The 24,628-nt window shown below is 38.1% G+C and carries 25 protein-coding genes, 1 riboswitch and 1 other annotated feature; of the genes, 3 read left to right on the top strand and 22 right to left on the bottom strand.

Going from position 1 to position 24,628, the window contains the following annotated elements; translation table 11 throughout:
- Window positions 1–2: 2 nt before the first annotated feature.
- From CBF33_RS03010 to CBF33_RS02945, 14 genes are all read right to left on the bottom strand, one after another.
- Complete coding sequence (locus tag CBF33_RS03010) at window positions 3–896, bottom strand: ABC transporter ATP-binding protein (protein ID WP_126761473.1); 894 nt, start codon at window positions 894–896, stop codon at window positions 3–5.
- 2 nt (window positions 897–898) lie between these two features.
- Entirely contained in the window at window positions 899–1,729 is an 831-nt protein-coding gene (locus CBF33_RS03005) for an ABC transporter permease (RefSeq protein WP_126761471.1), read from the bottom strand.
- A complete protein-coding gene (locus CBF33_RS03000; RefSeq protein ID WP_126761469.1) occupies window positions 1,729–2,688 on the bottom strand; it encodes an ABC transporter permease in 960 nt (319 codons plus the stop codon). Before CBF33_RS03000 ends, CBF33_RS03005 begins: the two co-directional genes overlap by 1 nt.
- Before the next feature lie 69 nt (window positions 2,689–2,757).
- Window positions 2,758–4,272, bottom strand: a complete 1,515-nt coding sequence (locus tag CBF33_RS02995) for an ABC transporter substrate-binding protein (protein WP_126761711.1) — start codon at window positions 4,270–4,272, stop codon at window positions 2,758–2,760.
- 166 nt (window positions 4,273–4,438) lie between these two features.
- Window positions 4,439–5,572 carry an N-acetyldiaminopimelate deacetylase gene (locus CBF33_RS02990; RefSeq protein WP_126761467.1) on the bottom strand — a complete coding sequence of 378 codons (1,134 nt, stop codon included), beginning with the start codon at window positions 5,570–5,572 and terminating at the stop codon, window positions 4,439–4,441.
- A gap of 71 nt (window positions 5,573–5,643) precedes the next feature.
- Complete coding sequence (gene cbpB, locus CBF33_RS02985) at window positions 5,644–6,102, bottom strand: cyclic-di-AMP-binding protein CbpB (RefSeq protein ID WP_126761465.1); 459 nt, start codon at window positions 6,100–6,102, stop codon at window positions 5,644–5,646.
- Between the two features lie 23 nt (window positions 6,103–6,125).
- A complete protein-coding gene (locus tag CBF33_RS02980) occupies window positions 6,126–6,641 on the bottom strand; it encodes a metallophosphoesterase (protein WP_126761463.1) in 516 nt (171 codons plus the stop codon).
- A 1-nt stretch (window position 6,642) separates the two neighbouring features.
- Window positions 6,643–7,989: a ribonuclease PH gene (gene rph, locus CBF33_RS02975; RefSeq protein ID WP_126761461.1), complete on the bottom strand. Its 1,347-nt coding sequence runs from the start codon at window positions 7,987–7,989 to the stop codon at window positions 6,643–6,645.
- Window positions 7,990–8,010: 21 nt separating this feature from the next.
- On the bottom strand, window positions 8,011–8,823 hold the full coding sequence (gene racE, locus CBF33_RS02970; RefSeq protein WP_126761459.1) for a glutamate racemase: 813 nt from the start codon (window positions 8,821–8,823) through the stop codon (window positions 8,011–8,013).
- Window positions 8,824–8,994: 171 nt separating this feature from the next.
- The gene (pheT, locus tag CBF33_RS02965) at window positions 8,995–11,409 is read right to left on the bottom strand and encodes a phenylalanine--tRNA ligase subunit beta (RefSeq protein ID WP_126761457.1); all 2,415 of its coding nucleotides are present in this window, start codon (window positions 11,407–11,409) and stop codon (window positions 8,995–8,997) included.
- A 1-nt stretch (window position 11,410) separates the two neighbouring features.
- Window positions 11,411–12,463, bottom strand: a complete 1,053-nt coding sequence (pheS, locus tag CBF33_RS02960) for a phenylalanine--tRNA ligase subunit alpha (protein ID WP_126761455.1) — start codon at window positions 12,461–12,463, stop codon at window positions 11,411–11,413.
- Between the two features lie 55 nt (window positions 12,464–12,518).
- Window positions 12,519–12,729: a binding site (T-box leader), on the bottom strand.
- Between the two features lie 34 nt (window positions 12,730–12,763).
- Entirely contained in the window at window positions 12,764–13,102 is a 339-nt protein-coding gene (locus tag CBF33_RS02955) for a winged helix-turn-helix transcriptional regulator (RefSeq protein ID WP_126761709.1), read from the bottom strand.
- Between the two features lie 88 nt (window positions 13,103–13,190).
- Window positions 13,191–13,682 carry an HD domain-containing protein gene (locus tag CBF33_RS02950; RefSeq protein WP_023605607.1) on the bottom strand — a complete coding sequence of 164 codons (492 nt, stop codon included), beginning with the start codon at window positions 13,680–13,682 and terminating at the stop codon, window positions 13,191–13,193.
- Window positions 13,683–13,780: 98 nt separating this feature from the next.
- A complete protein-coding gene (locus tag CBF33_RS02945) occupies window positions 13,781–14,542 on the bottom strand; it encodes a TrmH family RNA methyltransferase (protein ID WP_126761453.1) in 762 nt (253 codons plus the stop codon).
- Between the two features lie 108 nt (window positions 14,543–14,650).
- Between CBF33_RS02945 and CBF33_RS02940 the strand changes: the two genes are divergently transcribed.
- The 3 genes from CBF33_RS02940 to CBF33_RS02930 all read left to right on the top strand — a co-directional run bounded on the left by CBF33_RS02940 (window position 14,651) and on the right by CBF33_RS02930 (window position 16,978).
- On the top strand, window positions 14,651–14,926 hold the full coding sequence (locus CBF33_RS02940) for an acylphosphatase (RefSeq protein WP_126761451.1): 276 nt from the start codon (window positions 14,651–14,653) through the stop codon (window positions 14,924–14,926).
- Window positions 14,927–15,020: 94 nt separating this feature from the next.
- Entirely contained in the window at window positions 15,021–15,971 is a 951-nt protein-coding gene (gene yidC / locus CBF33_RS02935; protein ID WP_126761449.1) for a membrane protein insertase YidC, read from the top strand.
- Between the two features lie 95 nt (window positions 15,972–16,066).
- Window positions 16,067–16,243: riboswitch (M-box (ykoK) riboswitch) on the top strand.
- Window positions 16,244–16,534: 291 nt separating this feature from the next.
- Window positions 16,535–16,978 (top strand): GNAT family N-acetyltransferase, encoded by a 444-nt coding sequence (locus tag CBF33_RS02930; protein ID WP_023605611.1) that lies wholly within the window; start codon window positions 16,535–16,537, stop codon window positions 16,976–16,978.
- A gap of 42 nt (window positions 16,979–17,020) precedes the next feature.
- Here CBF33_RS02930 and CBF33_RS02925 read toward each other — a convergent pair whose 3' ends face one another.
- The 8 genes from CBF33_RS02925 to nrdR all read right to left on the bottom strand — a co-directional run bounded on the left by CBF33_RS02925 (window position 17,021) and on the right by nrdR (window position 24,606).
- Window positions 17,021–18,508 carry a HAMP domain-containing histidine kinase gene (locus CBF33_RS02925; protein ID WP_126761447.1) on the bottom strand — a complete coding sequence of 496 codons (1,488 nt, stop codon included), beginning with the start codon at window positions 18,506–18,508 and terminating at the stop codon, window positions 17,021–17,023.
- Window positions 18,508–19,194, bottom strand: a complete 687-nt coding sequence (locus tag CBF33_RS02920; RefSeq protein ID WP_023605613.1) for a response regulator transcription factor — start codon at window positions 19,192–19,194, stop codon at window positions 18,508–18,510. The genes CBF33_RS02925 and CBF33_RS02920 overlap by 1 nt, the downstream gene beginning before the upstream one ends.
- Window positions 19,195–19,306: 112 nt before the next feature.
- Window positions 19,307–20,725, bottom strand: a complete 1,419-nt coding sequence (gene gndA, locus CBF33_RS02915) for an NADP-dependent phosphogluconate dehydrogenase (protein ID WP_126761445.1) — start codon at window positions 20,723–20,725, stop codon at window positions 19,307–19,309.
- Between the two features lie 151 nt (window positions 20,726–20,876).
- Entirely contained in the window at window positions 20,877–21,047 is a 171-nt protein-coding gene (gene rpmF / locus CBF33_RS02910) for a 50S ribosomal protein L32 (RefSeq protein ID WP_023605615.1), read from the bottom strand.
- A 57-nt stretch (window positions 21,048–21,104) separates the two neighbouring features.
- Window positions 21,105–21,671 carry a YceD family protein gene (locus CBF33_RS02905; protein ID WP_126761443.1) on the bottom strand — a complete coding sequence of 189 codons (567 nt, stop codon included), beginning with the start codon at window positions 21,669–21,671 and terminating at the stop codon, window positions 21,105–21,107.
- Between the two features lie 101 nt (window positions 21,672–21,772).
- Window positions 21,773–22,702, bottom strand: coding sequence for a primosomal protein DnaI (dnaI, locus tag CBF33_RS02900; protein WP_126761441.1), 930 nt, complete (start codon window positions 22,700–22,702; stop codon window positions 21,773–21,775).
- Complete coding sequence (locus CBF33_RS02895) at window positions 22,702–24,105, bottom strand: replication initiation and membrane attachment family protein (RefSeq protein ID WP_126761439.1); 1,404 nt, start codon at window positions 24,103–24,105, stop codon at window positions 22,702–22,704. Before CBF33_RS02895 ends, dnaI begins: the two co-directional genes overlap by 1 nt.
- Before the next feature lie 12 nt (window positions 24,106–24,117).
- Window positions 24,118–24,606 carry a transcriptional regulator NrdR gene (gene nrdR, locus CBF33_RS02890; RefSeq protein WP_126761437.1) on the bottom strand — a complete coding sequence of 163 codons (489 nt, stop codon included), beginning with the start codon at window positions 24,604–24,606 and terminating at the stop codon, window positions 24,118–24,120.
- Window positions 24,607–24,628 lie beyond the last annotated feature (22 nt).

Below are 24,628 nucleotides of genomic sequence, written 5' to 3'. Positions count from 1 at the left end.
AATTAATGTGTCACCTCTTCCGTTAAAACATAGTGACGGTCACTTATTTTTTTCATTGAAGCGTCCTCACTATTCTCAAAAGACTGCCTATCTTTTGCCATAGAATATAAAGGTACCCCAGGAGTACTTGGAATCGCTCGTAATAGTCCTTTAGTATAAGGATGTCGTGCTTGATAAAAAATATCCTCAACCGTTCCTTCTTCAACAATGCGTCCCTGATACATCACTTTGACTTCTTCACAAATCGATGCCACTACACCAAAGTCATGTGTGACAAATAGAACTGTCAGCCCTTCTTTTAGCTGTCTTTCTTTGATGAGGGCTAATATTTGTGCTTGAATCGTGACATCCAGTGCGGTTGTTGGTTCATCTGCAATTAAAAGATCCGCATTCGTTAAGAAAGCCATAGCGATTAATACGCGCTGACGCATCCCTCCTGATAATTCATGAGGATATTGTTTCATTCTCAACGTTGGTTGACTAATTCCCACTTTTTCTAATTCTTCCACTGCTTTTTCAAACTGTTCCTGTTTAGATAGTTTAGTATGAAAACGCCGAATCACTTCTAACAAATGATAGCCAATCGTCCGAAGTGGATTTAATGAGCTCATTGGATCTTGAAAAATCATAGTTATGGAAAGCGAATTATGACCTGAAAGTTTAACATCCTGATTTTGATAAATGAAAGACTGGTATGAACGCGTAGCTGTATCTGGTAATAAACCTTTGATTGATTTCATCAGCATGCTTTTACCACTCCCAGATTCTCCAACTACCCCTGTTATCTTTCCTTTTGTTACATTCAGAGAGAGATTTTTTAATATCCGAGTATTCTCTTTAGTCAAAGGATGTTGAATGGTCACATTTAAATCTCGAACTTCTAATATATTTTCCACTTCTATCCCTCCTTTACCATACTTGCTCTAATTAAATCTCCTAGTTTATTAAAAGAATAGACTGTCATCATCACAAATAAACCAGGTAATAATGCCATATGAGGCGCACGTTGCAAGCTACTTTGCGCATTTTGAAGGAGACTCCCCCAACTCGCAATAGGTGGTTGGATGCCTATGCCTAAAAAACTTAACGCTGATTCAGTCATAATCGCTCCAGAAATACTTGTTGTCGCCGCAACAATTAAAGTAGGTAAGACTAAAGGAAAAATATGTCGGTAGATGATTTTGCTGTTTTTTTCACCAATAAACTGAGCATAAAGGACATAATCACGTTCTTTAGCAGACAGCGTTTCACCTCTGACCAATCGCGCAATATTCATCCATGAAAACCCACCGATTACAATGATGATGGTTCTTAAACCTGGCTGAAGAAACACGCTTAAAACAATAACTAAAACGAGCCACGGAATCGATGATAGGATGTCAACCATACGCATTAAAAAACTATCCACTCTACCACCATAATAGCCAGAAAGAAGACCAATACCCGTGCCAATAATCGTTGACGTCAACATCGCTAAGACACCGACTAATAAAGATATACGGCTACCATAAATCACACGTATCAAATAGTCGCGTCCTAACTCATCGGTACCAAACCAATGAGCACGACTTGGCAACGCTGAAATATTCGATACGTCCGTTGCGTTTGGGTCAATGGGAACAAAAGGGATTAATAAAGCTAACATGAAGATGACAAACAAAAACAATAAGGCGATGCCATAACTAGGATATTTTCTTAAATTCAAACGAAAACGTTGTGACCAATTCATTAAACTTCCCCCCCTTGTTTAATTCGTGGGTCGACAAGTCGATACAAGATATCGGATAATAAATTCCCCAAAATTACAAGCGTTGCTGACAATAACATGACCGCCATAATCACTGGGTAATCTAGACTTTTCGTCGCACTCATCAGATAAGGGCCTACTCCCGGCCAACCAAAAATACTCTCTGTAATAATCGCTCCCGTCACGAGCATCGGGAGAGCCAATCCAATTTGGGTCACAATCGGTATCAAAACATTTCGACTAATATGATGCATAAAAATAGATTTCTTACTCGCTCCAAAAGACTTTTGAACCATCACGTAATCTTTCGACAGCTGTTGTAAAGTCGAAGAACGAACATACCGTGTTAATTCTGGAAAAAAAGCAACAACTAAAACGAAATACGGTAAGATAAAATGTTGAAGGTAATCAAAAAGTTGACCTTCTTTACCAATTGTATGCATTCCTATAATAGGGAGCCAATTTAAGCGATAACCCACCAAATAAATCATCAACATCGCGAACCAAAAAGTAGGTGTGGCGATGCCGATTGAACAGATTGTATCAATCAAACGGTCTACCATACGATGATGATTCGCACCCGCAATAAGACCTAAAACAATCGCGAGTCCTAAAGCCGTCAAATAGGCTGGTAAAATTAAACGAATAGTATTAGGCAAACGTGTTAAAAGTTCTTCACTAATACTTGTCTGAGTAACGAGCGATTGTCCAAAATCACCAGATAAAATCTGACGTAACCAGTAAACGTATTGTGTTAAGAACGGTTCATTTAATCCATGCTTCGCTTTTAAAATTTCAATTGTTTCTTGTGACATATTGGGCGTTGTTATCGCATCTACTGCATCAAATGGCGCAATATAAATCAAGCTAAATACGATAAAAGAAATAATTAGAAGTAATGGTATTAATTGTAAAACACGCTTAAAAATATAACGTAACATCTCTTGGCAGCTCCTTTCTTATCAATAAAAAAATAACAGAAGTGAGAACACTTCTGTTATTCTCGTTCGTTATTTAAAACTCAATTTTGACATATCTTCAAACGTATAGATTGGCACTAAGCCAGCTTCTTCCACATGTTCAATGCGTGGATTAACCATTAAGACTTTCTTACTATCTACAATGGGGTACACAATCGCATCGTCCATAATTTTGACTTGTAAAGCCTCGTAAGCAGATTGTCTTTTCTCTTGATCTAAAGCAACAGCACCTTCATGAAACAACTGGTCTGTCTCGTCTGAGTGATATTGGAAATAATTTGCTGAGCCATACGATGCATATAACGTTGAATACAAATCAGGGTCATTCCCCATAATATAGCCACCTAAAAACATATCGTATGCTTCACTTCCGGGTTTCTTCAATTCCGTAAATATTGCCGAACCGTCTCCTCCTTTAAGCTCTACCTGAATACCAACTTTTTGCAATTGTTGCTGAATTAAAGCGGCTTGCAACGACTGAGCAGGATCATCTGAACTAAACCCTAAATTAATACGTAAATTATTGATATTCGCTTGTTTTAACAAAGCTTTGCTTTTCGCTTCATCTTGCGAATAATCATTGACTTTATCCGTCACAAAAGGATTTTGTGGTGGCAATATAGAAACAGCATTATCAAAATAGTCCTTTGATAAATAACTGGCCAGATTCATCTCCTCACGATTTAAAGCATAGAATATCACTTGACGAACCTCTTTTTGTGCCAACTTTTGTGAATGAGTATTAAGTCCTAGATATCCAACACGGTTTTCACTATAAACGTAAGGCTTCAAACCACTCTTCTCAATTTCCTTTACATCGTTAGGTAAAACAAACGATGCATCTATTTCACCTTTTTGTAAGGCCACTTTGGTTGTATCGCTACTCGTTAAGATACGTAGCGTAACATTTTTAATGTTAGCAGGTTCACGGAAATAGTGTTCGTTCGCCACAAATTGTAAGTACTCACCCCGTTTATTTTTAACAAGTTTGTACGGTCCAGTACCCACTAAATCCTGACCTAAATCAGTAACCGAAAAATCCGGTATATCTTGATACACATGTTGCGGGATGATATAAACTTCAGTCGCTATGTTATTTAAAGCTGCCGCACTCACCGTTGGTAATTCAAAACGAACTTCATAATCATTAACTTTTACTACTTTAATCGGTTGGTCATCAACCCAAAGCCCGTCTGCTCCACCGTTTTCACGTTTCGCTTTTTCAGTATACGTAAAAACCACATCATCGGCTGTAAACGGTTCGCCATCCGACCACTTAATATCTTGGCGTAAACGTGCTAGCAAAGATTTACCGTCTTCTGACGCTTCTAGACTTTCTGCTAACTCAAACTTCTGTGTACCGTCCCCTTCAATTCTAACAAGCGGTGAAAAGACCATATTAGTCACGGTTAAACCCCAACGGTCACTTACATTGATTGGATTAAGTGAACTGGGGTCTCCGCTAATAGCATATGTGAAAACGTCTGATTGAGATGACGTCGATGATGACGATGTTGTGTTCGTGTTTTTACCACATGCTGCCATCCCCCCGGCCAGCACTATCAACGCCCCTATCCAAACAAACTTATTAACTATTTTCTTCAATTGAACTCCTCCTGTATCTTTTGTTCATTTATAACAAAATGTAATACAAGTATAACGAAACGTTATATGTAGGTCAAATAAATAAACTTACCTTTTGAAAGATAAATCAAAAAGTAAGTTTAGTGGTAAAATATTCAATTAAAAAATCTAGTGTGGGCATTAAACACGCTTCATTTACTAGCATTTTTTCATGATGTAAGGGATATTCGCACTCGGCACCCATCCAAAATATTGTTCCTGGAAAATGGGCTAATAAATAACCAAAATCTTCAGCAATTAACGCTGGTAAACATTCTTCAAATTGAACAAATTGACTGTTTTTAGCTGCCTCAATGAGACGATTAGTCGTTTTTTTATCATTTATCACGGGAACGTATCCTTTTTGGTCAAGCTCAATCGTTGCGTCACAATCATAACTTATTCCTATACCTTTAACTAACGTCTTCAAACGGTTTTGTGTTAAAAGATTTAATTCGGGCGTTAACGTTCTAATAGAGCCTCTTAGTGTGACTTCGTCTGCAATGACATTCGTTGCTTCTCCGCCATGAATCGAACCAATCGTAATGACGGCTTCTTCAAGCGGATTGACATTGCGACTGACAATCGACTGGACTTGCTGAATCAACGATGCACTCGCTACAATCATATCGTTCGCTAAGTGTGGTGACGCACCGTGTCCCGATTTCCCTTTTAAACAAATCCGAAATTCACAATCTCCAGCAGCAAAACTCCCCACACGCGTACTAATCATGCCTATTGGTAAAGAAGGATTAACATGCAAGGCATAAATTTCATCCGGTTCCCATCCCTTAAAAATCTCTCGTTCTAAATAACGTTTAGCTCCTGCTTCATTTTCTTCCGCCGGTTGAAAGAAAATGACAACATCATGTTCAATAGGATGATGGCTGAGGTAATGTAGTAACCCTAATGCCAATGTCATATGTACGTCATGACCGCAAGCATGCATATATCCAGTGTGTTCTGATGAAAACTCAACATCTGTTTGTTCTAAAATAGGTAAGCCATCAATATCTGTTCGCCAAGCAACAGTATGTTTCCCGACTATCCCTTTTACTTTTACTAATACCGCGGTTTCATCCACGCGTATTTCTAAATGTTCAGTAGGTAAATGACGAATAAACGTCATTAAATATTCATGCGTTTTGTATTCCTTTAAGCCGATTTCAGGGATTTTATGTAACGCTCTTCTAATCGACTTCAAATCTTCTTCAGTTATCACTTTATATTCCCTCCTTTAGAAAAAGACTAGAAATAACTTCTTCTAGTCTTCGCTCTTTATTATTTATATGATTACACCGTTTTAGATACTGTCTCACACGTATGTAAAAGATGATTAACTGCTTTTAAAATAGTGCGGCGAGTAACAATTCCTAAAAAGTGCTGAGCTTCATCGGTAACCGGGATAAAGGAATGGTCAACCGAAGCATGTAATAAGTATTCGATATCTTCTGGATTTGTAACAGAAAATACATCGGTGTCCATCACATCGCGAACACACTTGTGATCCAATCCATCCGTACTAATTTCAGTTAAAGCTAACATCTCATCGACAACATCGCTTAATCCGATTAGACCGACCAAACGATCTTCCTTATCTAAAACAGGAATACGGGAATATTTTACTTTTGATAAAACTAATAGCGCATGACTCAAAGGATTTTGGTCCATAACGTGCGCGACTTTATCAGCTGGGATTAAAAAATGCGCTTGATTTTCTAGCAAATGTTCTTGTATTTCTTGAGCAATCATACTATGCTTCCTCTCACCATGACTTATTTCTGAAATTGACAACTTAACTCTGGTACTTTCTGATGTTCTTGGTCATAATAATCAACCTTATACTGTGTTTGGCAACTCTCAATTATCGCGTATGTTTTTATCATATAGCGACCTCGTGGTAAACGAATACTACCAGGATTTAAATATAAAATATCATCAATTTTTTCAACTCCGAGTTGATGTGTATGACCAAACAAACAAATTGTAGCATTTTGTTCTTCAGCCTCATGCGCGAGCCAGTGTAGACCAGCACGCACGCGTGATAAATGACCGTGTGTGACGTAAAAGCGTTCGTTTCCTTTTTCATACGTCACTCGTTCTGGATAGCGAGAATCAAAATCACAATTTCCTTTTACCCTCACATCAAATGATTCCCACAACTCGTCTTCAGGTGATAATTCAGAATCTCCACAATGAATCATCACATCTACTCCATCTCGCCAACGATTAATAACGTCCACTAACACATCGCGATCGCCATGATTATCACTGATAACTAAATATTTCATCCTAATCTGTCTCCTTCATCCAATCATCCCATTTTTTATCAAGAGCGGCTAATGCTTGCGCGCGATGACTTATCTGATTCTTAGTTTCTTCATCTAATTCCGCCATTGATTGACCTAGACTTGGTACATAAAATAATGGATCATAACCAAAACCATTATCACCACGAGGAATTGTCAAGATTTGCCCCATTACTTCACCTGATACAACGAGGCTTTCTTTATCCGGATGTGCAGCCACTAATGTGCAATGAAATTTGGCTTGGCGTTTTTCTTTCGGAACATCTGTTAACTCATGTAATAGCTTGGCATTATTTGCTGCGTCTCCGCGATTCATTCCCGCAAAACGAGCTGAATAGACACCCGGTTGCCCGCCTAAAGCTTCTACCATCAATCCCGAATCATCTGCCAAGACTGTACATCCAAAAAGATTTGCAATCGTTTCTGCTTTTAACCGGGCATTTTCTTCAAAAGTATGACCTGTTTCTTCCACTTCTGGAATATCTGGATAGTCGTTTAAGGTTTTGATTGTTATGCCTTTTTTAGCAAACATTTTTTCAAATTCACGTGCTTTACCTTTATTATGCGTGGCAATCAACAACTCATTTTGGTTGACTCTATGCGTTTCTGACTGATGATTCATACTTTTATTTTGGCAAATAATTAACTCTTGAATTCCCTCTTCTGCTAAATCTAGTAAATCATTCATCTGTTGGCGAGAAAACGTTGCTTCCTCACCCGTCCCTTGTACTTCAATAAGGCGACCAGAACCTGTCATGACGACATTCATATCTACTAAAGCCGCAACATCCTCATGATAATCAAGATCACAGACTTTCAATCCGTCTTCTAAAATGCCAACACTAATCGCCGCAACACTTTCTTTAATCGGATTAGTTAGCAAATTCCCTTTTTTCAATTCGGACGAAATAGCAAGTGATAAGGCAACAAAAGCGCCTGTAATACTTGCAGTACGTGTCCCACCATCCGCTTCAATAACGTCACAATCCACGACAATTGAACGCTCACCAAGTGCTTCTAAATCGACGACAGCACGTAAAGAACGACCTATCAGACGCTGAATTTCCATTGTACGCCCAGACAGTTTCCCTTTATGACTTTCTCGTCGATTACGGGTTTGTGTTGCTCTTGGTAGCATGCTATATTCAGCTGTTACCCATCCTTTTCCAGTTCCTTTTAAAAAAGGAGGGACAGATTCTTCCACAGTCGCCGCACATAACACTTTCGTTTTCCCCATTTGTATCAATGCAGAGCCTTCTGCATAAGAAAGAATATTAGGTTGAATTTTAACCGAGCGAATCATTTGTGGCTGTCTAGCATCATGTCGCATCTCATCATCTACTTTCTATTATTAATTATCAACAATTACAACTTTTTCGACCGTCAATGACGGTAATGGTAACCAATCTTTTCCAATTTCTTCAAACATCTTAGGTGACGCAGTCGTGTAAAAATGATGTTCTGGTGGATGCGGTTGTTCATTAGCTGCAATATCAAAGTAATCTAACAACATACTCACTTCTCCAACTGTTTCAGCTCCAGAATCTACAAGCGTCACATCGTCCCCCATAAAATTTTGAATTAAAGGTTTTAGTAATGGATAGTGTGTACACCCCAAAACTAAGGTGTCTACCCCTTTTTGTTTTAGAGGTTTTAACGATTCTGCTACAACCATTTTAGCTAATGAACTTCGATACTGTTTACTCTCAACAAGCGGCACAAATTTCGGACAAGCGAGTTCATGAACCGCTGTTTTAGCAGACTTTTGAGCCATTGCCTGACTGTATGCTAAACTTTTAACCGTCATTTCAGTTCCAATCACGCCAATACGATGTGTTTCCGTCCGCTTCAAAGCAGCACGGCTCCCTGGTAAAATAACTCCAACGACCGGTATGTCTAAGGCTGCCTTAATGTCCTCCAATGCGACAGCGGTTGCAGTATTACACGCTATCACAAGCATTTTAATATTTTTTTTCAATAAAAAACGCGTCATCTCCCACGTAAACGCTAATACCTCTTCATGTGGTCTGGGACCATAGGGACAGCGTGCTTGATCACCTAAGTAAGCGACAGATTCATTGGGTAATTGTTTTAACGCTTCCTTGACGACCGTTAAACCGCCCACTCCTGAATCAATAAAACCAATCGGTCGATTGTCACTCATTCTATCCCTCCTACTAATCAAACATCTCATTCTCTTCTATTATATACGTTTTTAGTCGTTCTTAATACTAAAAGCACAAAACTTAATTTAAATTTATAACGAATCCTTCATGCAAAATAAAAAAGGATAGTCAAAACTATCCTTTTTTATATTAAAATGTGTTCGCAAAATTTAACGAATTTCTGCTTGATGTTCCGCTACTAATGCTTTTTCAATTTTATTCATTGCGGTATTAACCACGTCATCCACAAGGGTTTCTTCTGAGTTTTGGAAAGTCAATGAGTAGGCCATTGATTTTTTATCTAAACCTAGTTTTTCTCCTGTGAATATATCAAACAGTACGACTTCTTTCAGATAAGCACCACCGTTTTGTTTAATCGTTTCAACTAACATCTCATGTGTCACATCTTGGTGAACTAGTAGTGCAATGTCACGCGAGATAGCTGGATATTTGCTAACTTCTTCAAATTTGATACCCGGAACCTCTAATTCAAAAATCCGTGCTAAATCCAATTCAGCTAAATATGTTTCTTTGATATCATATGATTTTGCTGTTACGGGATGAACCTGTCCGACAAAACCAATCAATGTTTCTCCCACATAAATACCTGCTGTTCTTCCAGGATGCATCTCATTTAAATCAGTCAGGGCATGATAACGTACATTCGTCACACCTAATATATTTAAGACACGTTCGACGACACCTTTTAAGTCATAATAGTTGACTAAGCGTTGGGTTCCTTGCCAATTTTTATCTTCTGTTAAGCCACTGATTGCTAACACTAAATGCTCGCGTTGTTCAGGTAAATCGTGATCGCCATTCGAAATAAAGGTATTGCCTATCTCATAAAATTTATTATTAAGTTGTTTACGTGCTTGGTTATAGGCAATATCATCTAGCATACCACTAGCTAAATTTTGACGTAATACACTGTGGTCTACACTCATAGGAGAACTTAATGCCACGGTTGGAAGCTCTTCTAGCGTAAATTGTGTCGCTTTCTCTGGTGTAGTTAACGCATAGCTAATGACTTCAGAAAGTCCCGCTCCTTCTAGCGCATGACGCATTTGACGTGTTAAAAATTGACGTCTAGTTAAACGTCCAGGTAACGCTTCTCCACTTGGTAAAGTTGAAGGTAAACGGTCATAACCATAGATACGTGCCACCTCTTCGACAATATCGGCTGGTATTTTTATGTCCCAACGACGTGAAGGTATATCCACTGTATATACTGCGTCACTCACCGTAAATGGAAAATCTAAAGCAGTAAATATTTCAGAAACTTCGTCCTCTGACAAACTTGTTCCTAAGACACGGTTAATATAGTCAAGGGAAACCGTCACCGCCACTTCTTCGGGTGCTGTTTCGCTTCCAATAAGTTGGCCTCCAATTACCGTCCCTTCGCCTAATTCAGCAATCATCATGGCAGCATAGTCAAGGGCCTCTTCAATCGTCCCAAGGTTTATTCCTTTTTCAAAACGTGCACTTGATTCACTTCTCAAGCCATGTTTTGTTGCGGTTTTACGTGTCAAACTAGGGTCAAAACTTGCTGCTTCCAATGCTACAACAGTCGTCTTTTCAGTAATCTCAGAGTCATACCCTCCCATAACACCAGCAAGTGCAACAGGTTCTCGACCATTCGTGACAACAATCGATTCCGTTCCTAATTTACGCTCTACTTCATCTAGTGTAGTTAGCGTTTCATTTTCAAAGGCACGACGCACTAAAATTTCACGACTGCCTAGCGCTTCATAATCAAAAGCATGAAGAGGTTGTCCAAATAAAAGTAAAACATAGTTCGTCACATCGACGATATTATTGACAGGACGAATTCCCTCATGCATTAATCGACTCTCTAACCATAGTGGACTACGTTTGACTTTTACACCTTCAATCATACGCATACGATAGTTAGGCGTATCTTCTTTTGAATCAACTGTAACGGTTAGATAATCACGAATATCTTTCGATAAATCTTCTTTCAGCGTCACTTTTTCAAAATGAGGTTTCTGACGATAGATGGCGCCAACTTCATGAGCTACCCCTCTCATGCTTAACGCATCTGCACGGTTTGGCGTCACTGATAACTCGATAATCGGATCATTCATATCTAAATAAGGGAAGATACTCTCACCCGGTTTTGCTTCTTCAGGTAAGACGAAAATCCCGTCCGATTCAGCTTTTGGAATAACTTTTTCAGGAAAACCTAGCTCTTCTAAAGAACAAATCATACCTTGAGATACTTCGCCACGCATTTTACTCTTTTTGATTTTAATATTATCGACAATTCTCGCTCCAGGCAATGCCACAATCACCTTTTGTCCCGCGGCTACATTGGGCGCACCACATACAATTTGATAAAGTTCTTCTTCACCCACATCCACTTGACAAACTGATAGGTGGTCACTATTAGCATGAGGCACACACTCACGTACATCACCGACAACCAGTTTTTTCAAGCCATCTGCCGCACGATTGACTTCTTCGACTTCTATTCCTGTGCGAGATAGTTTATCTGCTAACTCATCAACAGAAACATGCTCAATATCGATTAATTCTTGTAACCATTTATAAGATACTAACATATTAGTTTGACTCCTTTACATTAAACTGTTCAATAAATCGGTGGTCATTATGATAGAAATAACGAATATCATTCACACCATGTCTTAGCATGGCTACACGGTCTGGCCCTAAACCAAAAGCAAATCCGCTATATTTTTCTGAATCAATGCCTGACATTTTAAGCACATCAGGATGAACCATACCGGCACCTAAAATCTCAATCCAACCTGATCCCTTACAGACATTACAACCTTCGCCGCCACATTTAAAACAACTCACATCCACTTCAACAGAAGGTTCTGTAAACGGGAAGTAGCTAGGACGTAGACGAATTTCACGGTCTTCGCCAAACATTTTCTTTAAGAGAACTTCTAGCGTTCCTTTCAAATCTCCCATAGTAATTCCTTCATCGATAACTAAACCTTCGATTTGATGAAATTGATGACTGTGCGTTGCATCGTCATTATCACGACGGAACACTTTCCCAGGACTAATCATTCGTAAAGAGCCTTGAGAGAAATCATGCTTCTCCATCGTCCGTGCTTGAACGGGTGATGTGTGCGTACGTAATAGTAATTCATTAGAAATATAAAAAGAATCTTGCATATCACGAGCGGGATGATTTTTAGGAATATTCATACGCTCAAAGTTGTACGCATCTTGCTCCACTTCGTAACCTTCAATAATTTGATATCCCATACCTAAAAATATATCTTCAATTTCTTCAATCGTTTGTGTCAGAATATGCGTCGTCCCATGTACCGATGTATTTCCTGGTAGTGTCACGTCAATTGTTTCGGCTTTTAACGCTAACGTTAATGCCTCTTGTTCAAGTATATCTTTTTTCTCTTGAATGGCATCCGCTAATTTTTCTTTTACTTGGTTAGCAAAGCTTCCTACTTTTGGACGCTCCTCTGCGGTTAAATCTTTCATCCCTCTTAAAATTTCTGTTAAGGGGCCTTTTTTCCCCAATATGTTAACACGAATATCATTGAGATGATCTAAGTTACTCACATCTTCGATTTTAGCAAGCGTTTCTTTCTTTAAATGTTCTAATTGCTCTTGTAAGTCCATGTTCATTTCCTTTCTTTTGCATTATTTTTCATATAAAAAAGACACCTCTTCCTATATCAGGAACGAGGTGTCGTGGTACCATCCTATTTTAATAACTACCGTTAGTAATTATCCTTTACTTTTTTAACGGTGGTATCACCGCCTTAGTTTTTGACTAAGGAGCTACGGAAGTGAATTTCAATCAACTCAGCTTAACTCTCTTTCAGTCATGAAGAGTCTCCCTGACAAGCCTTATCTGATTTACTTGTTTCCATTATTGCTTCTATTATTAGTCTACAAGAATCTTCAGAAAAGGTCAAATTAACTTGGTAACTTAATCCAAGTTTCAGCCCATGCTTGTATCTCTTTCATCGCTGGCTTCAAAGCGCAACCCATTTCTGTTAGACAGTACTCTACTTTCTTACTGTTACAAGAATCTTCTTGACGTTTAACAATACCGAACGATTCAAGTTCCTTTAGTCGTTCGACTAAAACACGGTCACTAATATTCGGAATTTTATCAGCTAATTCACCAAAACGCTGTGTCCCTTCAAGCAGCAAGACATCAATAATCAGTCCATTCCAACGTTTACCAAGAATACTGAATGTTTTTTCAAACTTCGGACACATTTGAAATTCTTTTATTTCATTTACATCCATCGTTTTCATTAAATCCACCTCAATTCTTCTCTTAATTAAAGTCAAACAAAAAAGTGATAATCTTTACGACTCATCACTTCTTGACTGACTAAACCATAAAGAAAGCGGACATTTTTCGTTTAGCTCTTCTAAACACAGGCATTAAACTTTCATGTGTCGCACAGTATTTGTCAACAAACGTGACGACGAAGCTTTCTTTATATCTAGGGGGCGCAATTGTTGCTAACCACATATGTTTAATAATAATATCTCTTTCTAAATCGGATAGTTCTGTTAACTTTTCTGCATTTTTCACTGCGATACGTGGATGAACATAGGCATGTGTGCCTTCATCAAACTTCGTATCTCGCCAATCGTAATAAAATAAATCGTGCAATAATCCCGCTCTAGCGGTCGCACGTGCATCACCATTTAATTTTTTGACAACTTTATAACTTATATAAGAAACGCTAATTGAATGACTCAAGCGCGTCGCATACCGATGTTGTTTGAACTCTGAAAGTTTTTGGACTTCCTCAGTTTCTAAAAGATCTTCTACTAATGACAAGTATTCTTGATCTGATTGCCAATCTAAATTCATTTCATCATTCCTTTATGTGGACCACTGCGACTTGACTACGTTCCTTATCATATCACGACTTATCTATTTTTACTAGCGTTTGATTTTAAAAAAACACGCTATTTTTTTATCGTTTCAAACAAAATAATACCTGCTGCCACTCCGACATTTAAAGACTCCGCCTTGCCGGGCATTGGTATATAGAGATTTTTTGTTGTCTTCGCCAAAAGTTCAGGCCGAATTCCTTTTCCTTCATTTCCCATAATAATCGCTATATCATTGGTTCGCGCCACCTCATAATAAGGTAACGCCGTTTCATCTAAAGCCGTGCCATAAACTGGGACTTGATGTTCATGAAACCAATCAATCGCTTGCGTTAACGCCACAGATATCACAGGCAAATGAAAATGACTTCCTTGCATAGAACGCAAAACTTTCGATTGATAGATATCCGCTGTACCTTCTCCTATGATGACACCTTGATACCCTGCAGCATCTGCCGTGCGGACGAGCGTTCCCACATTTCCTGGATCCTGCACTTCGTCTAACAACAACCACTTTCCTGTTGCTTTATTAGGCAATTCTATATTTTTTATTGGCAATACTGCCATAATTCCTTGAGGGCTCGGCAAGCTAGATAAGCTATTAAAAACATCTTCTGATGTCACGATGAGTATAGATTTATTCAATTCCTTTTCTTTACTATGGTAGTACGTTTCTGTCACGATAATATGCTCTATTTCAACTTCAGCTTGTACCGCTTCTTCTATTAAATGCTCTCCTTCAATAAGATAGCGACCTTGCCGTTGACGCTCCTTAGCTTTGGCTAGTTTTCGTAACTCTTTCATCTTAGGATTCTGTTTAGATGTTATAATTTCCATGTGTTATCCTCCTATCACACTGCCTGTCTATTATAACATGAAGCATGCGAATGTTAGCATGACAATTCTCTAGTCACCCTATATAATAGAAAGAAAGGAGTGATTCTGGTGAAAAAAATAAGATTAACTGTTTATGGCCGGGTTCAAGGAGTTGGTTTTCGTTATATGACTAAATTTGTCGCCGACCAATATGGAATAAAAGGACTCGTTAAAAATCAAGCGGACGGTTCCGTTTATATTGAAGCCAGTGGTAGTCCCGAAAGAATAGCGTTATTTATTCAAAAAATAAAAGCTTCCCCTACTCCAAGCGGTCGTGTCGATGATTATGAGTTAGAATATGACGATACGTTGCCAACGTACTCCTCTTTTAAGGTAACCTATTAAAGACTCTCATAAGGTTCTAACTAATCATTGAAAACTATCTCATTTTCGATTATAGTTATTCTTATGAATAAAATTTAACAAAAGGAAGAACGCAATGAAAAATATGAAAAAATGGCTAATGGCCTCAGGGTTATTTGGTCTCGCTTTAACGTTATCTGGTTGTGTCGATGTTTATAAAACAGGTCCAAATGCTGGACAACCAACTGGGAACGGATTGATTTACAACTTTTTAGTAAAACCGATGAGTGTGATTATCAACTACTTAGTCGATATCTTTGGTAACTATGGGGTTGCTGTCATCGTTTTAACGATTATCGTCCGTCTCTTATTATTCCCATTAATGCTACATCAGACTAAAAAATCAACCTACATGTCTGAAAAAATGGCGTATCTCAAGCCACAAATGACAGCTATTCAGGAAAAATTAAAAATGGCTACTTCTCCTGAAGAACAAATGGCGGTTAATAAGGAAATGAAAGAACTCTATGCTAAATACGACGTTAGCATGTTTGGTGGTATCGGATGTTTACCTTTACTAATTCAAATGCCAATTTTTACTGCTTTATTCTTCTCAGTCAAATATCCAGTTGGCATTGATATTTCTAATGCGACATTCTTAGGTATCAACTTAAGTCAAACAAGCTTACTGCTGACTATCCTAGCAGGTTTAGCTTACTTATTACAAAGTTTTATTAGCATGATAGGTATTCCTGAAGAACAAAAGAAACAAATGAAAATGATGCTTTATATGTCACCGCTAATGATTACGTTTATTTCTTTCTCATCTCCAGCTGGAGTGACGCTATACTGGGTTGTCGGAGGACTTTTCAGTTGTTTACAATCTCTTTATACAAACTTAATCCAAAAACCAAAAATCAAAGCGGAAATTGAAGAAATGATGCGTTTAAACCCACCAGAGCCAGTTGAACCAATTAAAAATGTTACACCAACTGCTAAACCGGCTACAAAAAAAGTCAATCAACCTGCAAGAAATCGTCCACAAGGAAAAGGACGTAATGCTGGTAAGCAACAACGAAATAAATAAATGACTCTTTGTGAAAAAGAACTTGAACATTCAAGTTCTTTTTTGTTTTATTGATTGTCAAACAGATAAAATCATGTTATATTTTAGCTATAACTTAATAGATTTGTTAGGCGAGGCTTCTACACAAACACAGGGTACTGCCCAGAAACGTCGAGAGACGCCAATGGGTAGAACATGAATAGTCGACATAAGGCTTTTCTGAATGTACCTAAAAATTATTACGATAATTTTTTACGTTGTATAGTGCTAAAACTCAACGATTAATCATGATTGATACTATCAACCTTACGTTGCGTTTTTCGTCATGTAAGGTTTTTTTATATTTTAAGGAGGTGGTTGTCATGGACGACGCGAATGGACCCAGTCAGTTGCACACGTATATCAAAACATATGGCAATCATCTAATGGTGGCCGTATCATAGGAGGCTAACATGAAAAAAATAATGAATGTTGTATTATCATTTATGCTCAGTCATCACCTTATCCCTATTACCAAACAGACAACGGATTTTTCGATGTTTCAGTTTTAATTTTTAAGGTAATGTGAGAAAGGATGATAGATTATGGCAATCAAAATGAAAACAATTCAATGGCAAAGTAAAGAATATTATGAAGGCATTGCTTTACGCAATCAGCATTTGAACCAACCAAGTGGATTAACACTTATCACAGATGCGCCAATTCAAGAAGAGCTTGCCATTCATCTAGCAGCAATTATTGACCAACGCGTGGTCGGAACACTCTTTTTAGATAATACTGACCGTGAGAACACAGCTCAAATCAAACAAGTCGCTGTTTCCGACGCTTATCGTGGGATGAAAATTGGCCAGTCATTAATGGCCTATGCGGAATTAATTGCACGCCAACAAGGTTACGAAGAAATCTTTTTAACCGCAAGAGAATCAGCTTGGTTATTTTATGAAAAACTGGGCTATGAGTCTAGTGGCAATACATTTATTAAGTCGCAAGGGCTAATTTTAAAGCCTTATATTAAACGGCTACAATAAAAAACCGCTTGTCCCCTAAAAGGAGACGAGCGGTTTTTTCTATTATTTAATAGGTAGTTGAATTCTAAACACTGTGCCGTGTCCTAAGACACTATCCACTTGAATGGCTCCTCGATAGTTTTCAATGAGTTCTTTAGCAATCGCTAAACCGAGTCCATTGCCGCCCTTATGACGACTTCTTGCCTTATCGACACGATAAAAACGATTGAAAACACGGTCAAGATCTTCTTCGGCAATCCCTTCCCCATAATCCTGAACGGCGATTTCTAGGGTATTCATAGTAGAAGAGACTGAAACATGAATCTCTTTACGGTCTAAAGAGTACTTAACCGCATTATCAAGTAAGATAATTAACACTTGTTCAAAATGATTTCGGTACATTTTGACTTCTTTTTCTTCAGATAAATCATCATCTAATATGAAAATAAAGTCTTCGTAAAGTAAAGTAAAGTTATTGACAGTCTGATGAATGACTTCTTTTGCTAATGATGTATCATGTTTGTGTTGAAACTCTACTTGCTCAATACGTGAAAGGTCAAGCATTTCTTGTACAAGACTTTTCATCCTCGTGATTTCTTGTAGTGACGCCTCTAGCGATTCTTCTAAGATTTCAGGGTCATCTTTTCCCCAGCGATTAAGTAGCTTTAAATGCCCTTCAATTATAGCAACAGGTGTACGCAATTCATGTGATACATCTCCAACAAACTGTTGCTGTTGTTCGATAAATTTTTGCATACGATCCATCATGTCATTAAAGACTTCTGCTAAATCTCCAAATTCATCGTGACGATTCATCTCAGGAATACGCACGTCAACTTGCGGGTCATTTTTAATTTGATTGATGATTTCAGTAATTTGTTTTAATGGACGTAAGAAGTAAGTCGACAAGATAAAACCTAGTACAAAACTCACCACTAAGCCAAGTAACACTAACGTCACTAGAGTATTTAATAACTTACGTCTGACTTCATAAACGGAAGATAAATCGTAAAAAAGTTGCACGTAACCCGTTTGTTCGCCTGTTTTTTGAGAAAAAACAGGTTGATACGCGACAAACCCAGATAAGTTCCCCACTTTTTGCTCTTCTATTCTCTTACTATTACTACCAACATAAGGATAACCAGTATTTCGCGTTTCGAAAACGAGTTTTTTATCTAAATTATAAACCGATACACTTAACTCGGGTTGTGACAGTTCTGAAATAAACGTGTTCAATCGAATTAAGTTCGCTTCTAACGTTTGGTCTATCGGCTCAATACTTGGTTGTGAGTTTCCTTCACGCAAGTAGTAGGTGGTATTTCGAATTGAAAGCTCATTTTGAGAAGTGCTCAAACGCTTAGTAATATGGTCTAAAGTCATCTCAATATTTTCGCGTTCTTGCTTCACTAAAATAGCAAAACTCGTTTTATAAGTCACCACTGAAAAAATCGTGACAATAACAAAAACAAAAACCGAGGTCATCAGTGTCCATTTAAAGCTAAGACCTATTTTAAAAGGCTGAGACTCCCACCATTCTTTTAAACGTTTCATTAAGACCTCATCACATACCCTGTACCGCGAACGGTTTGGATATAGCTATCTTCACCTGGCACATCAATTTTATTACGGAGATAGCGAATATAAACATCGACCACATTTGTTTCGACTTCTGTTTCATATCCCCATACCTTTTTCAAGAGAACATCACGTGATAAGACGACATTGATGTTTTCCATTAAAGTTAAGAGTAATTCATACTCGCGTTTAGTTAATTCAATCACGTCATTATCTCGTCTAACAACACGATTTTCCTTTTCGATTGTTAAATTACGATAAGTTAACGTTGTTTGCTTAGTCACATTACGGTCACCTTCTATATCGATACGGCGTAATAAAGCACGTAAGCGAGCTAACAACTCTTCAATCGCAAAAGGTTTAACGATATAATCATCGGCACCATGGTCTAAACCTGATACACGGTCAATCACTGAATCACGAGCTGTCATCATAATAATGGGTGTTTCCTTCGTTTGACGAATACGACGGCAAACTTCTAAACCATTTAGCTCAGGTAGCATTAAATCTAATAAAATCGCATCCCAATCAGAGCCAAGAGCTGCTTCAAGCCCTGTACGACCATTGTGATGGACTTCTACTTCATATCCTTCATGTTTTAATTCTAACTCAACAAAACGTGCTAAGTTTTTTTCATCTTCTATGATTAAAATTTTACTCATCTTTCATATTTCCTCTCTTCGAAATATAATCTAATACTGTTAGTATTATAACGATAAAATGTGAAAAAAGCTATCATTCTAAGCAAAGAATGATAGCTTTTCCTGAAAATGATTAATTTTGATACCAGTCGTAATGGAACGTGCCTTCTTTATCTTTTCTTTGATATGTATGTGCACCAAAGTAATCACGTTGTGCTTGAATAATATTGGCAGGTAAGTCAGCACTTCGATAAGAGTCATAGTAGGCAATCGCTGAAGAAAATGTCGGGACAGGAACGCCTGCCTGAACAGCCATTGCTACTACTTCGCGGACAGACTGTTGGTAACGTTGCGTAATCTCGTTAAAGTACTCGTCTAACAAAAGATTCGTAAGTTGTGGATCACGTTCGTAAGCATCTGTGATTTTTTGCAAGAATTTCGCACGGATGATACATCCTGCTCTAAATATCTTAGCAATCTCACCATATTCTAAATCCCAACCATACTCTTCACTTGCCACACGTAATTGAGCAAAACCTTGTGCATAGCTCATGATTTTACTGAAGTATAGAGCTTGACGTATTTTTTCAACAAATTCTTCTTTATTTCCTTCAAATGCTGAAACTGTTGGAGCCGGAATGATTTTGCTTGCTGCAACACGTTCGTCTTTCATCGCTGAGATATAGCGAGCAAAAACCGATTCTGTAATAAGAGGTAGTGGGACACCTAAGTCTAAAGCACTCTGGCTCGTCCATTTTCCTGTTCCTTTGTTTCCAGCTGCATCCAAAATCACATCGACAATCGGTTTGCCTGTTTCTTCGTCTTTACGAGTTAGAATATCTGCCGTAATTTCCATTAAGTAGCTGTCAAGCTCACCTTTATTCCAATCGGCAAAAATTTCAGCGACTTCTTCTACTGATAAACCAAGTAGACGAGTCATAATATCATAGGATTCAGCAATTAATTGCATATCGCCGTATTCAATACCATTGTGAGCCATTTTAACGTAATGCCCTGCTCCATTAGGCCCAATATATGTTACACATGGTTGACCGTCTTCTTCCGCAATGGCAGCAATCTGTTCAAAGATAGGGGCTACTAATTCATACGCCTCTTTTTGCCCCCCAGGCATAATAGCAGGCCCTTTTAATGCCCCTTCTTCCCCACCAGATACACCTGTTCCGATGAAGTTAATGCCTGAATTAGCTAATTCTTCGTTACGACGAATCGTATCTTTGTAGAACGTATTTCCTCCGTCGATTAAAATATCTCCTTTATCTAAATGAGGTAGTAGAGATTGAATCGTTAAATCAGTCGCTTTACCTGCTTGAACCATTAACATAATTTTGCGTGGTTTTTCTAATGATGCCACGAAGTCTTCAATCGTATAAGTCGCAACTAAATTTTTATCATCATGTTCTTTGATAACTTCTTCTGTACGAGCCGCTGTTCGGTTAAAAATAGAAACTGAATATCCTCTACTTTCAATATTCAATGCTAAGTTTTTTCCCATGACCGCCATACCGACGACCCCAATATTTTGTTTTGACATTGTCTTGCCTCCTGTAATTTCTAAATTGACTCTTTTATTAAGTATAATATACCTTAATTCAGATGTGAACTAAAACAACTTTCAAACGATAAAAAAACTCATTAGACTCCATGGTTGTCTAATGAGTTTCAACATTTCTAATTAAATGTTATTAAGCTTGTACTTCTTTTCCAGCATAATGACCACATTCTGGACATACGTGGTGACTACGTTTCATCTCACCACAGTTTGAACATGTGCTCATACCAGGTACTGATAATTTATAGTGTGTACGACGTTTTGCTTTTTTTGCTTTTGAAGTTCTTCTTGCAGGTACTGCCATTTGAACTACACCTCCTTCAATACTTTTGTTAGTCAATGACTAACATCTATTCCAATCTTACCTGTTATCTGAATCGTTATTATCTAACAAAGCCGATAATTTCGCAAGACGAGGATCTAATTTAGGTTCTTCCTTTGTCGCTTCTTGTTGTTGAAGATAAGAGGCTTCTGAGATAATTTGCCAACCGTCACCAGATGGCATCTCTTTTCCACTTCTTTCTTCTTCAGTGAGTATCTGTAGCGGAATATTTAACAACGTATAATCAATAACAGATTCAACCGCATTTAGCGTGTTCGTTGTTAGTACAATCACGAGTTCATTTCCCTCGATATCGGCATCCCGTTCGTAGATTTCTGATGTCATATATCGTTCATCAATTTCAAAAGATAAAGGAATCTCTGTCGGTTCAAGTGAACGTGTCGACGGTAATGTTAGCGTGCCTTCAACCTTTAAAGACAAAAGATACTCTTCTTCATCAACAGCTAAAAAGCCTTCGACATTAAAAGGTGAGGCAGCTAGAACGCTTGCTTCTCGTTCCATCAACTCTTTTTCAATGACGATTGTTTCTTTAATTGGTAATTGTTGACCTTTAAACTTATTTAATGCTGATAATGCCCATTTCATTTTTCTCACCTCTTAAGCAACAAGAATGATTATACTAGTATTCCTATCGATTGTCAACGATTTTTCCTAGACAGATATCGACAGAAACACACGTTATTTCTTTAGGATAAGCGACGATTCTTGCCCACCATTTTAATTTCTTTTGATAAAAAGCGCACGCGTTCCATAATACGTTTCGCTTTCAATGGTTCGTCTTCCCCTCTTTGCGTAATGCGCAAATGTTCATTTTCTAACTGTTCCATACTAAAGTTAGAGCTAAAAAATGTTGGAAGCTGTTCTTGCATACGATATTGCAAGATAACACCTAAGACGTCATCTCGAATCCAACTACTCATCGAATCAGCTCCGATATCATCAATCATGAGAACCGGTGTCTTTTTCACCGCGTCTAGTTTTTCGCCCGTCGTATTCGTCCCAATCGCATTTTTCATTTCCACTGCAAAGGTCGGGAAATGAACAAGTGTTGTTTGATAACCACGTTCTGCGAGCTCATTGGCTATGGCACCTAAAAGATACGTTTTACCCACGCCAAACGATCCTTGAAAATACAAACCTGGGACAAACTGCTTACCGGCCTGCGTATAAGATTCGATAAACTTCAAACTCTCATCCAAAGCTAACATCCGTTCATTTGTCACTTCAAATTGATCAAAACTAGCATGACGTATATCTCTGGGCATATCTATCGTTGTCACTCGTTTTTTTACCTTCTCTGCCTCTTGAGCTTCAATCAGAGCTTCCGTTGGGACGTACGTTACATCGATTCCATAGCTTTGTAGCACAAGCTTTGGTTCATATCCAGGAGCAATCTGTGTCGGGTCTGATACACGAAACTTCGCTTGTTCTTGAATAAATTCATTCAAATTACTAATGCTTCGGTCAATCATCTCGTCCGTTAACTGCTCTTGATGCTCGTTTAAAAATTGAGCCACTTCTGGATGTTGCAATATTTCTTGTTTAATTGCCTGAAAACGATCATTCCACTGCTGTCTACGCATAACTTCCCCCATGGCATTTCCAACATTTTCCATTAATTATCCTCCTTTCTTGTCTTATTTTTCATGGCACGCAGTCGTTCATTAATTTGCGCTAACGTTTCATTTGAAACAGGTGTTTCTTGCTGTTCTTGATTTACCCACTTCGGCAAAGATTCTTTGCGTGATGAATGAACCACTTGATTATTTTTAGAATAATTTTTGCGTTTCGTAGTCGGCTTACTTACCATGTCTTTAACTTTATCAATTGCCATTTCCGGTGTTTTAATACCCGTTTGAGCCCAATCATTGGCAATTTTATTGGCATATTTTGATTCAAGGACAGGATTATTTTGTATTACCAAACAATAATGCACTAAAATATTAATAACACTATTGGATAAAGGCGTTTGATTGACTAGATTTCGAATAACCCATCGCTCGTCTTCTGAAACAAAACCTTGTTTTTGTTGTTTAATATCTTCTAAAAACACCATAGGATACAATGTTTCGCTGATCATGATGACTTGGCGTTCTCCCTCAGTATAGCCTTGTTTTTCTAGCTGATTGTAGCGCTTCATTAATTGCTCTTTTTCTGTTAAAGACGCTTCTTCTATTTTGGTAGAAACCGTACTTTTTTTAATAGCGGGTGTCTGTCGTTTAACAATTAATCGTTGTAAACGAGACAAATCAACCTGATTGGTTTCAAAATTAACACTCGCTTCGACAAACGTCTTCATCGTCAACTCATTCAGACCGTATAGCTGATGCAGGCTGAGGATCATCGGTTTTAGGTGCTCTGTCACATGACGCTCATCTAGCTTTAAGGACGCAATGAGTTGATTGAAAAATTGCCAATCAAATGACGAAATCGTTGTCGCTTGTGTTTGCAGTGACACTTCAGGCTCTGTCATGCCTTCTGGTACTTCATAGGCTAATACGCGTTCGTGATTCACTTGATAGACATTCACAAAAGATTCTGTTACCTCTTTAAAATTATCTCGTGGTTCTTCGATTACTTGATAGTAACGAGATAGGGTATTAAAACGACGCTCTCCGATTTTTTCTAATAGAAGTGTTGCAAGTAACGGATCTTGTAAAATTTTTATCGCACTGAGTGGTGGCTGCAACTGATAGCGCCATTCACGTTTATCTTTTTCTTCTAATTGATACACTTTCAATAGACCGATTCCCTCTAATTTTTGACGACCGAGATAAAATTGTTGTAAATCTATATCTAACTGATTTAAAATATCGGCGTGTAAAAAATAGCGGTCCTTTTGGCCGACTTTATCCACGTCTAAAAACGTCGTCAAGGCGTGATATAAGGTAAAGCCTGTCATACCAATGACAGGCTGATAAAATTCGGCTAGCGTTTGATAATCTTCACGTGTTAAAGTGCCGATAAGCGTGACTGAAAAGGTATCCTTAGGATGTACATATTCCCAAGCATTTTTCATCGGCTCACACTCCTAATTTTCATCTTGATTTTCTTTTGATGATTGCGTATTCTTTTTGACAATTTCTTGCATTTCTTCAAAGAAAACTCCTACATCTTTAAATTGTCGGTAAACACTCGCAAAACGAATATAAGCAATCTCGTCTAGGTGCACTAAGCCTTCCATGACAAACTCACCTACTTGGTTAGTTGACACTTCATTTTCTCCTAATGCACGGACTTTATTTTCTACTTGATCAACCAACGCTTCCATTTGGTCAAGTGAAACGGGACGTTTTTCGGCAGAGCGAATAATTCCTCTTAAAACTTTATCGCGGTTAAATTCTTCGCGATCCCCATTTTTCTTAATGACTAATAGGGGCGTCGCTTCTATTCTTTCAAACGTTGTAAAACGGTATCCACATTTTTCACATTCACGTCGACGACGTATCGCACGTCCTTCATCCGATGGTCGACTATCTACCACTCGTGATCCATTGTAATGGCATTTTGGACATTGCATATCCTCACCTCATTTTCTGCTG

The organism is Vagococcus lutrae (genome assembly GCF_003987555.1).
Classification (GTDB): Bacteria; Bacillota; Bacilli; order Lactobacillales; family Vagococcaceae; genus Vagococcus_A; species Vagococcus_A lutrae.
The sequence above is the reverse complement of the archived record's forward strand: the minus strand, read 5'-3'. Positions and strand labels throughout refer to the sequence as shown.

Coding starts and splice junctions, on each gene's coding strand:
- cbpB (WP_126761465.1), bottom strand. CDS start 6,102: ATGATTGCTCAAGAAATACAAGAACATTTGCTAGAAAATCAAGCGCAT.
- CBF33_RS02905 (WP_126761443.1), bottom strand. CDS start 21,671: ATGAAATGGGCATTATCAGCATTAAATAAGTTTAAAGGTCAACAATTA.
- CBF33_RS02950 (WP_023605607.1), bottom strand. CDS start 13,682: ATGAATTTAGATTGGCAATCAGATCAAGAATACTTGTCATTAGTAGAA.
- rpmF (WP_023605615.1), bottom strand. CDS start 21,047: ATGGCAGTACCTGCAAGAAGAACTTCAAAAGCAAAAAAAGCAAAACGT.
- CBF33_RS02930 (WP_023605611.1), top strand. CDS start 16,535: ATGGCAATCAAAATGAAAACAATTCAATGGCAAAGTAAAGAATATTAT.
- rph (WP_126761461.1), bottom strand. CDS start 7,989: ATGCGACATGATGCTAGACAGCCACAAATGATTCGCTCGGTTAAAATT.
- gndA (WP_126761445.1), bottom strand. CDS start 20,725: ATGTCAAAACAAAATATTGGGGTCGTCGGTATGGCGGTCATGGGAAAA.
- CBF33_RS03005 (WP_126761471.1), bottom strand. CDS start 1,729: ATGAATTGGTCACAACGTTTTCGTTTGAATTTAAGAAAATATCCTAGT.
- CBF33_RS02895 (WP_126761439.1), bottom strand. CDS start 24,105: ATGAAAAATGCTTGGGAATATGTACATCCTAAGGATACCTTTTCAGTC.
- CBF33_RS02980 (WP_126761463.1), bottom strand. CDS start 6,641: ATGAAATATTTAGTTATCAGTGATAATCATGGCGATCGCGATGTGTTA.
- racE (WP_126761459.1), bottom strand. CDS start 8,823: ATGAGTGACAATCGACCGATTGGTTTTATTGATTCAGGAGTGGGCGGT.
- CBF33_RS02945 (WP_126761453.1), bottom strand. CDS start 14,542: ATGGAAATTATAACATCTAAACAGAATCCTAAGATGAAAGAGTTACGA.
- dnaI (WP_126761441.1), bottom strand. CDS start 22,702: ATGGAAAATGTTGGAAATGCCATGGGGGAAGTTATGCGTAGACAGCAG.
- nrdR (WP_126761437.1), bottom strand. CDS start 24,606: ATGCAATGTCCAAAATGCCATTACAATGGATCACGAGTGGTAGATAGT.
- CBF33_RS02925 (WP_126761447.1), bottom strand. CDS start 18,508: ATGAAACGTTTAAAAGAATGGTGGGAGTCTCAGCCTTTTAAAATAGGT.
- pheS (WP_126761455.1), bottom strand. CDS start 12,463: ATGGACTTACAAGAGCAATTAGAACATTTAAAGAAAGAAACGCTTGCT.
- pheT (WP_126761457.1), bottom strand. CDS start 11,409: ATGTTAGTATCTTATAAATGGTTACAAGAATTAATCGATATTGAGCAT.
- CBF33_RS03000 (WP_126761469.1), bottom strand. CDS start 2,688: ATGTTACGTTATATTTTTAAGCGTGTTTTACAATTAATACCATTACTT.
- CBF33_RS02995 (WP_126761711.1), bottom strand. CDS start 4,272: ATGGCAGCATGTGGTAAAAACACGAACACAACATCGTCATCATCGACG.
- CBF33_RS02955 (WP_126761709.1), bottom strand. CDS start 13,102: ATGGATGTAAATGAAATAAAAGAATTTCAAATGTGTCCGAAGTTTGAA.
- yidC (WP_126761449.1), top strand. CDS start 15,021: ATGAAAAATATGAAAAAATGGCTAATGGCCTCAGGGTTATTTGGTCTC.
- CBF33_RS02920 (WP_023605613.1), bottom strand. CDS start 19,194: ATGAGTAAAATTTTAATCATAGAAGATGAAAAAAACTTAGCACGTTTT.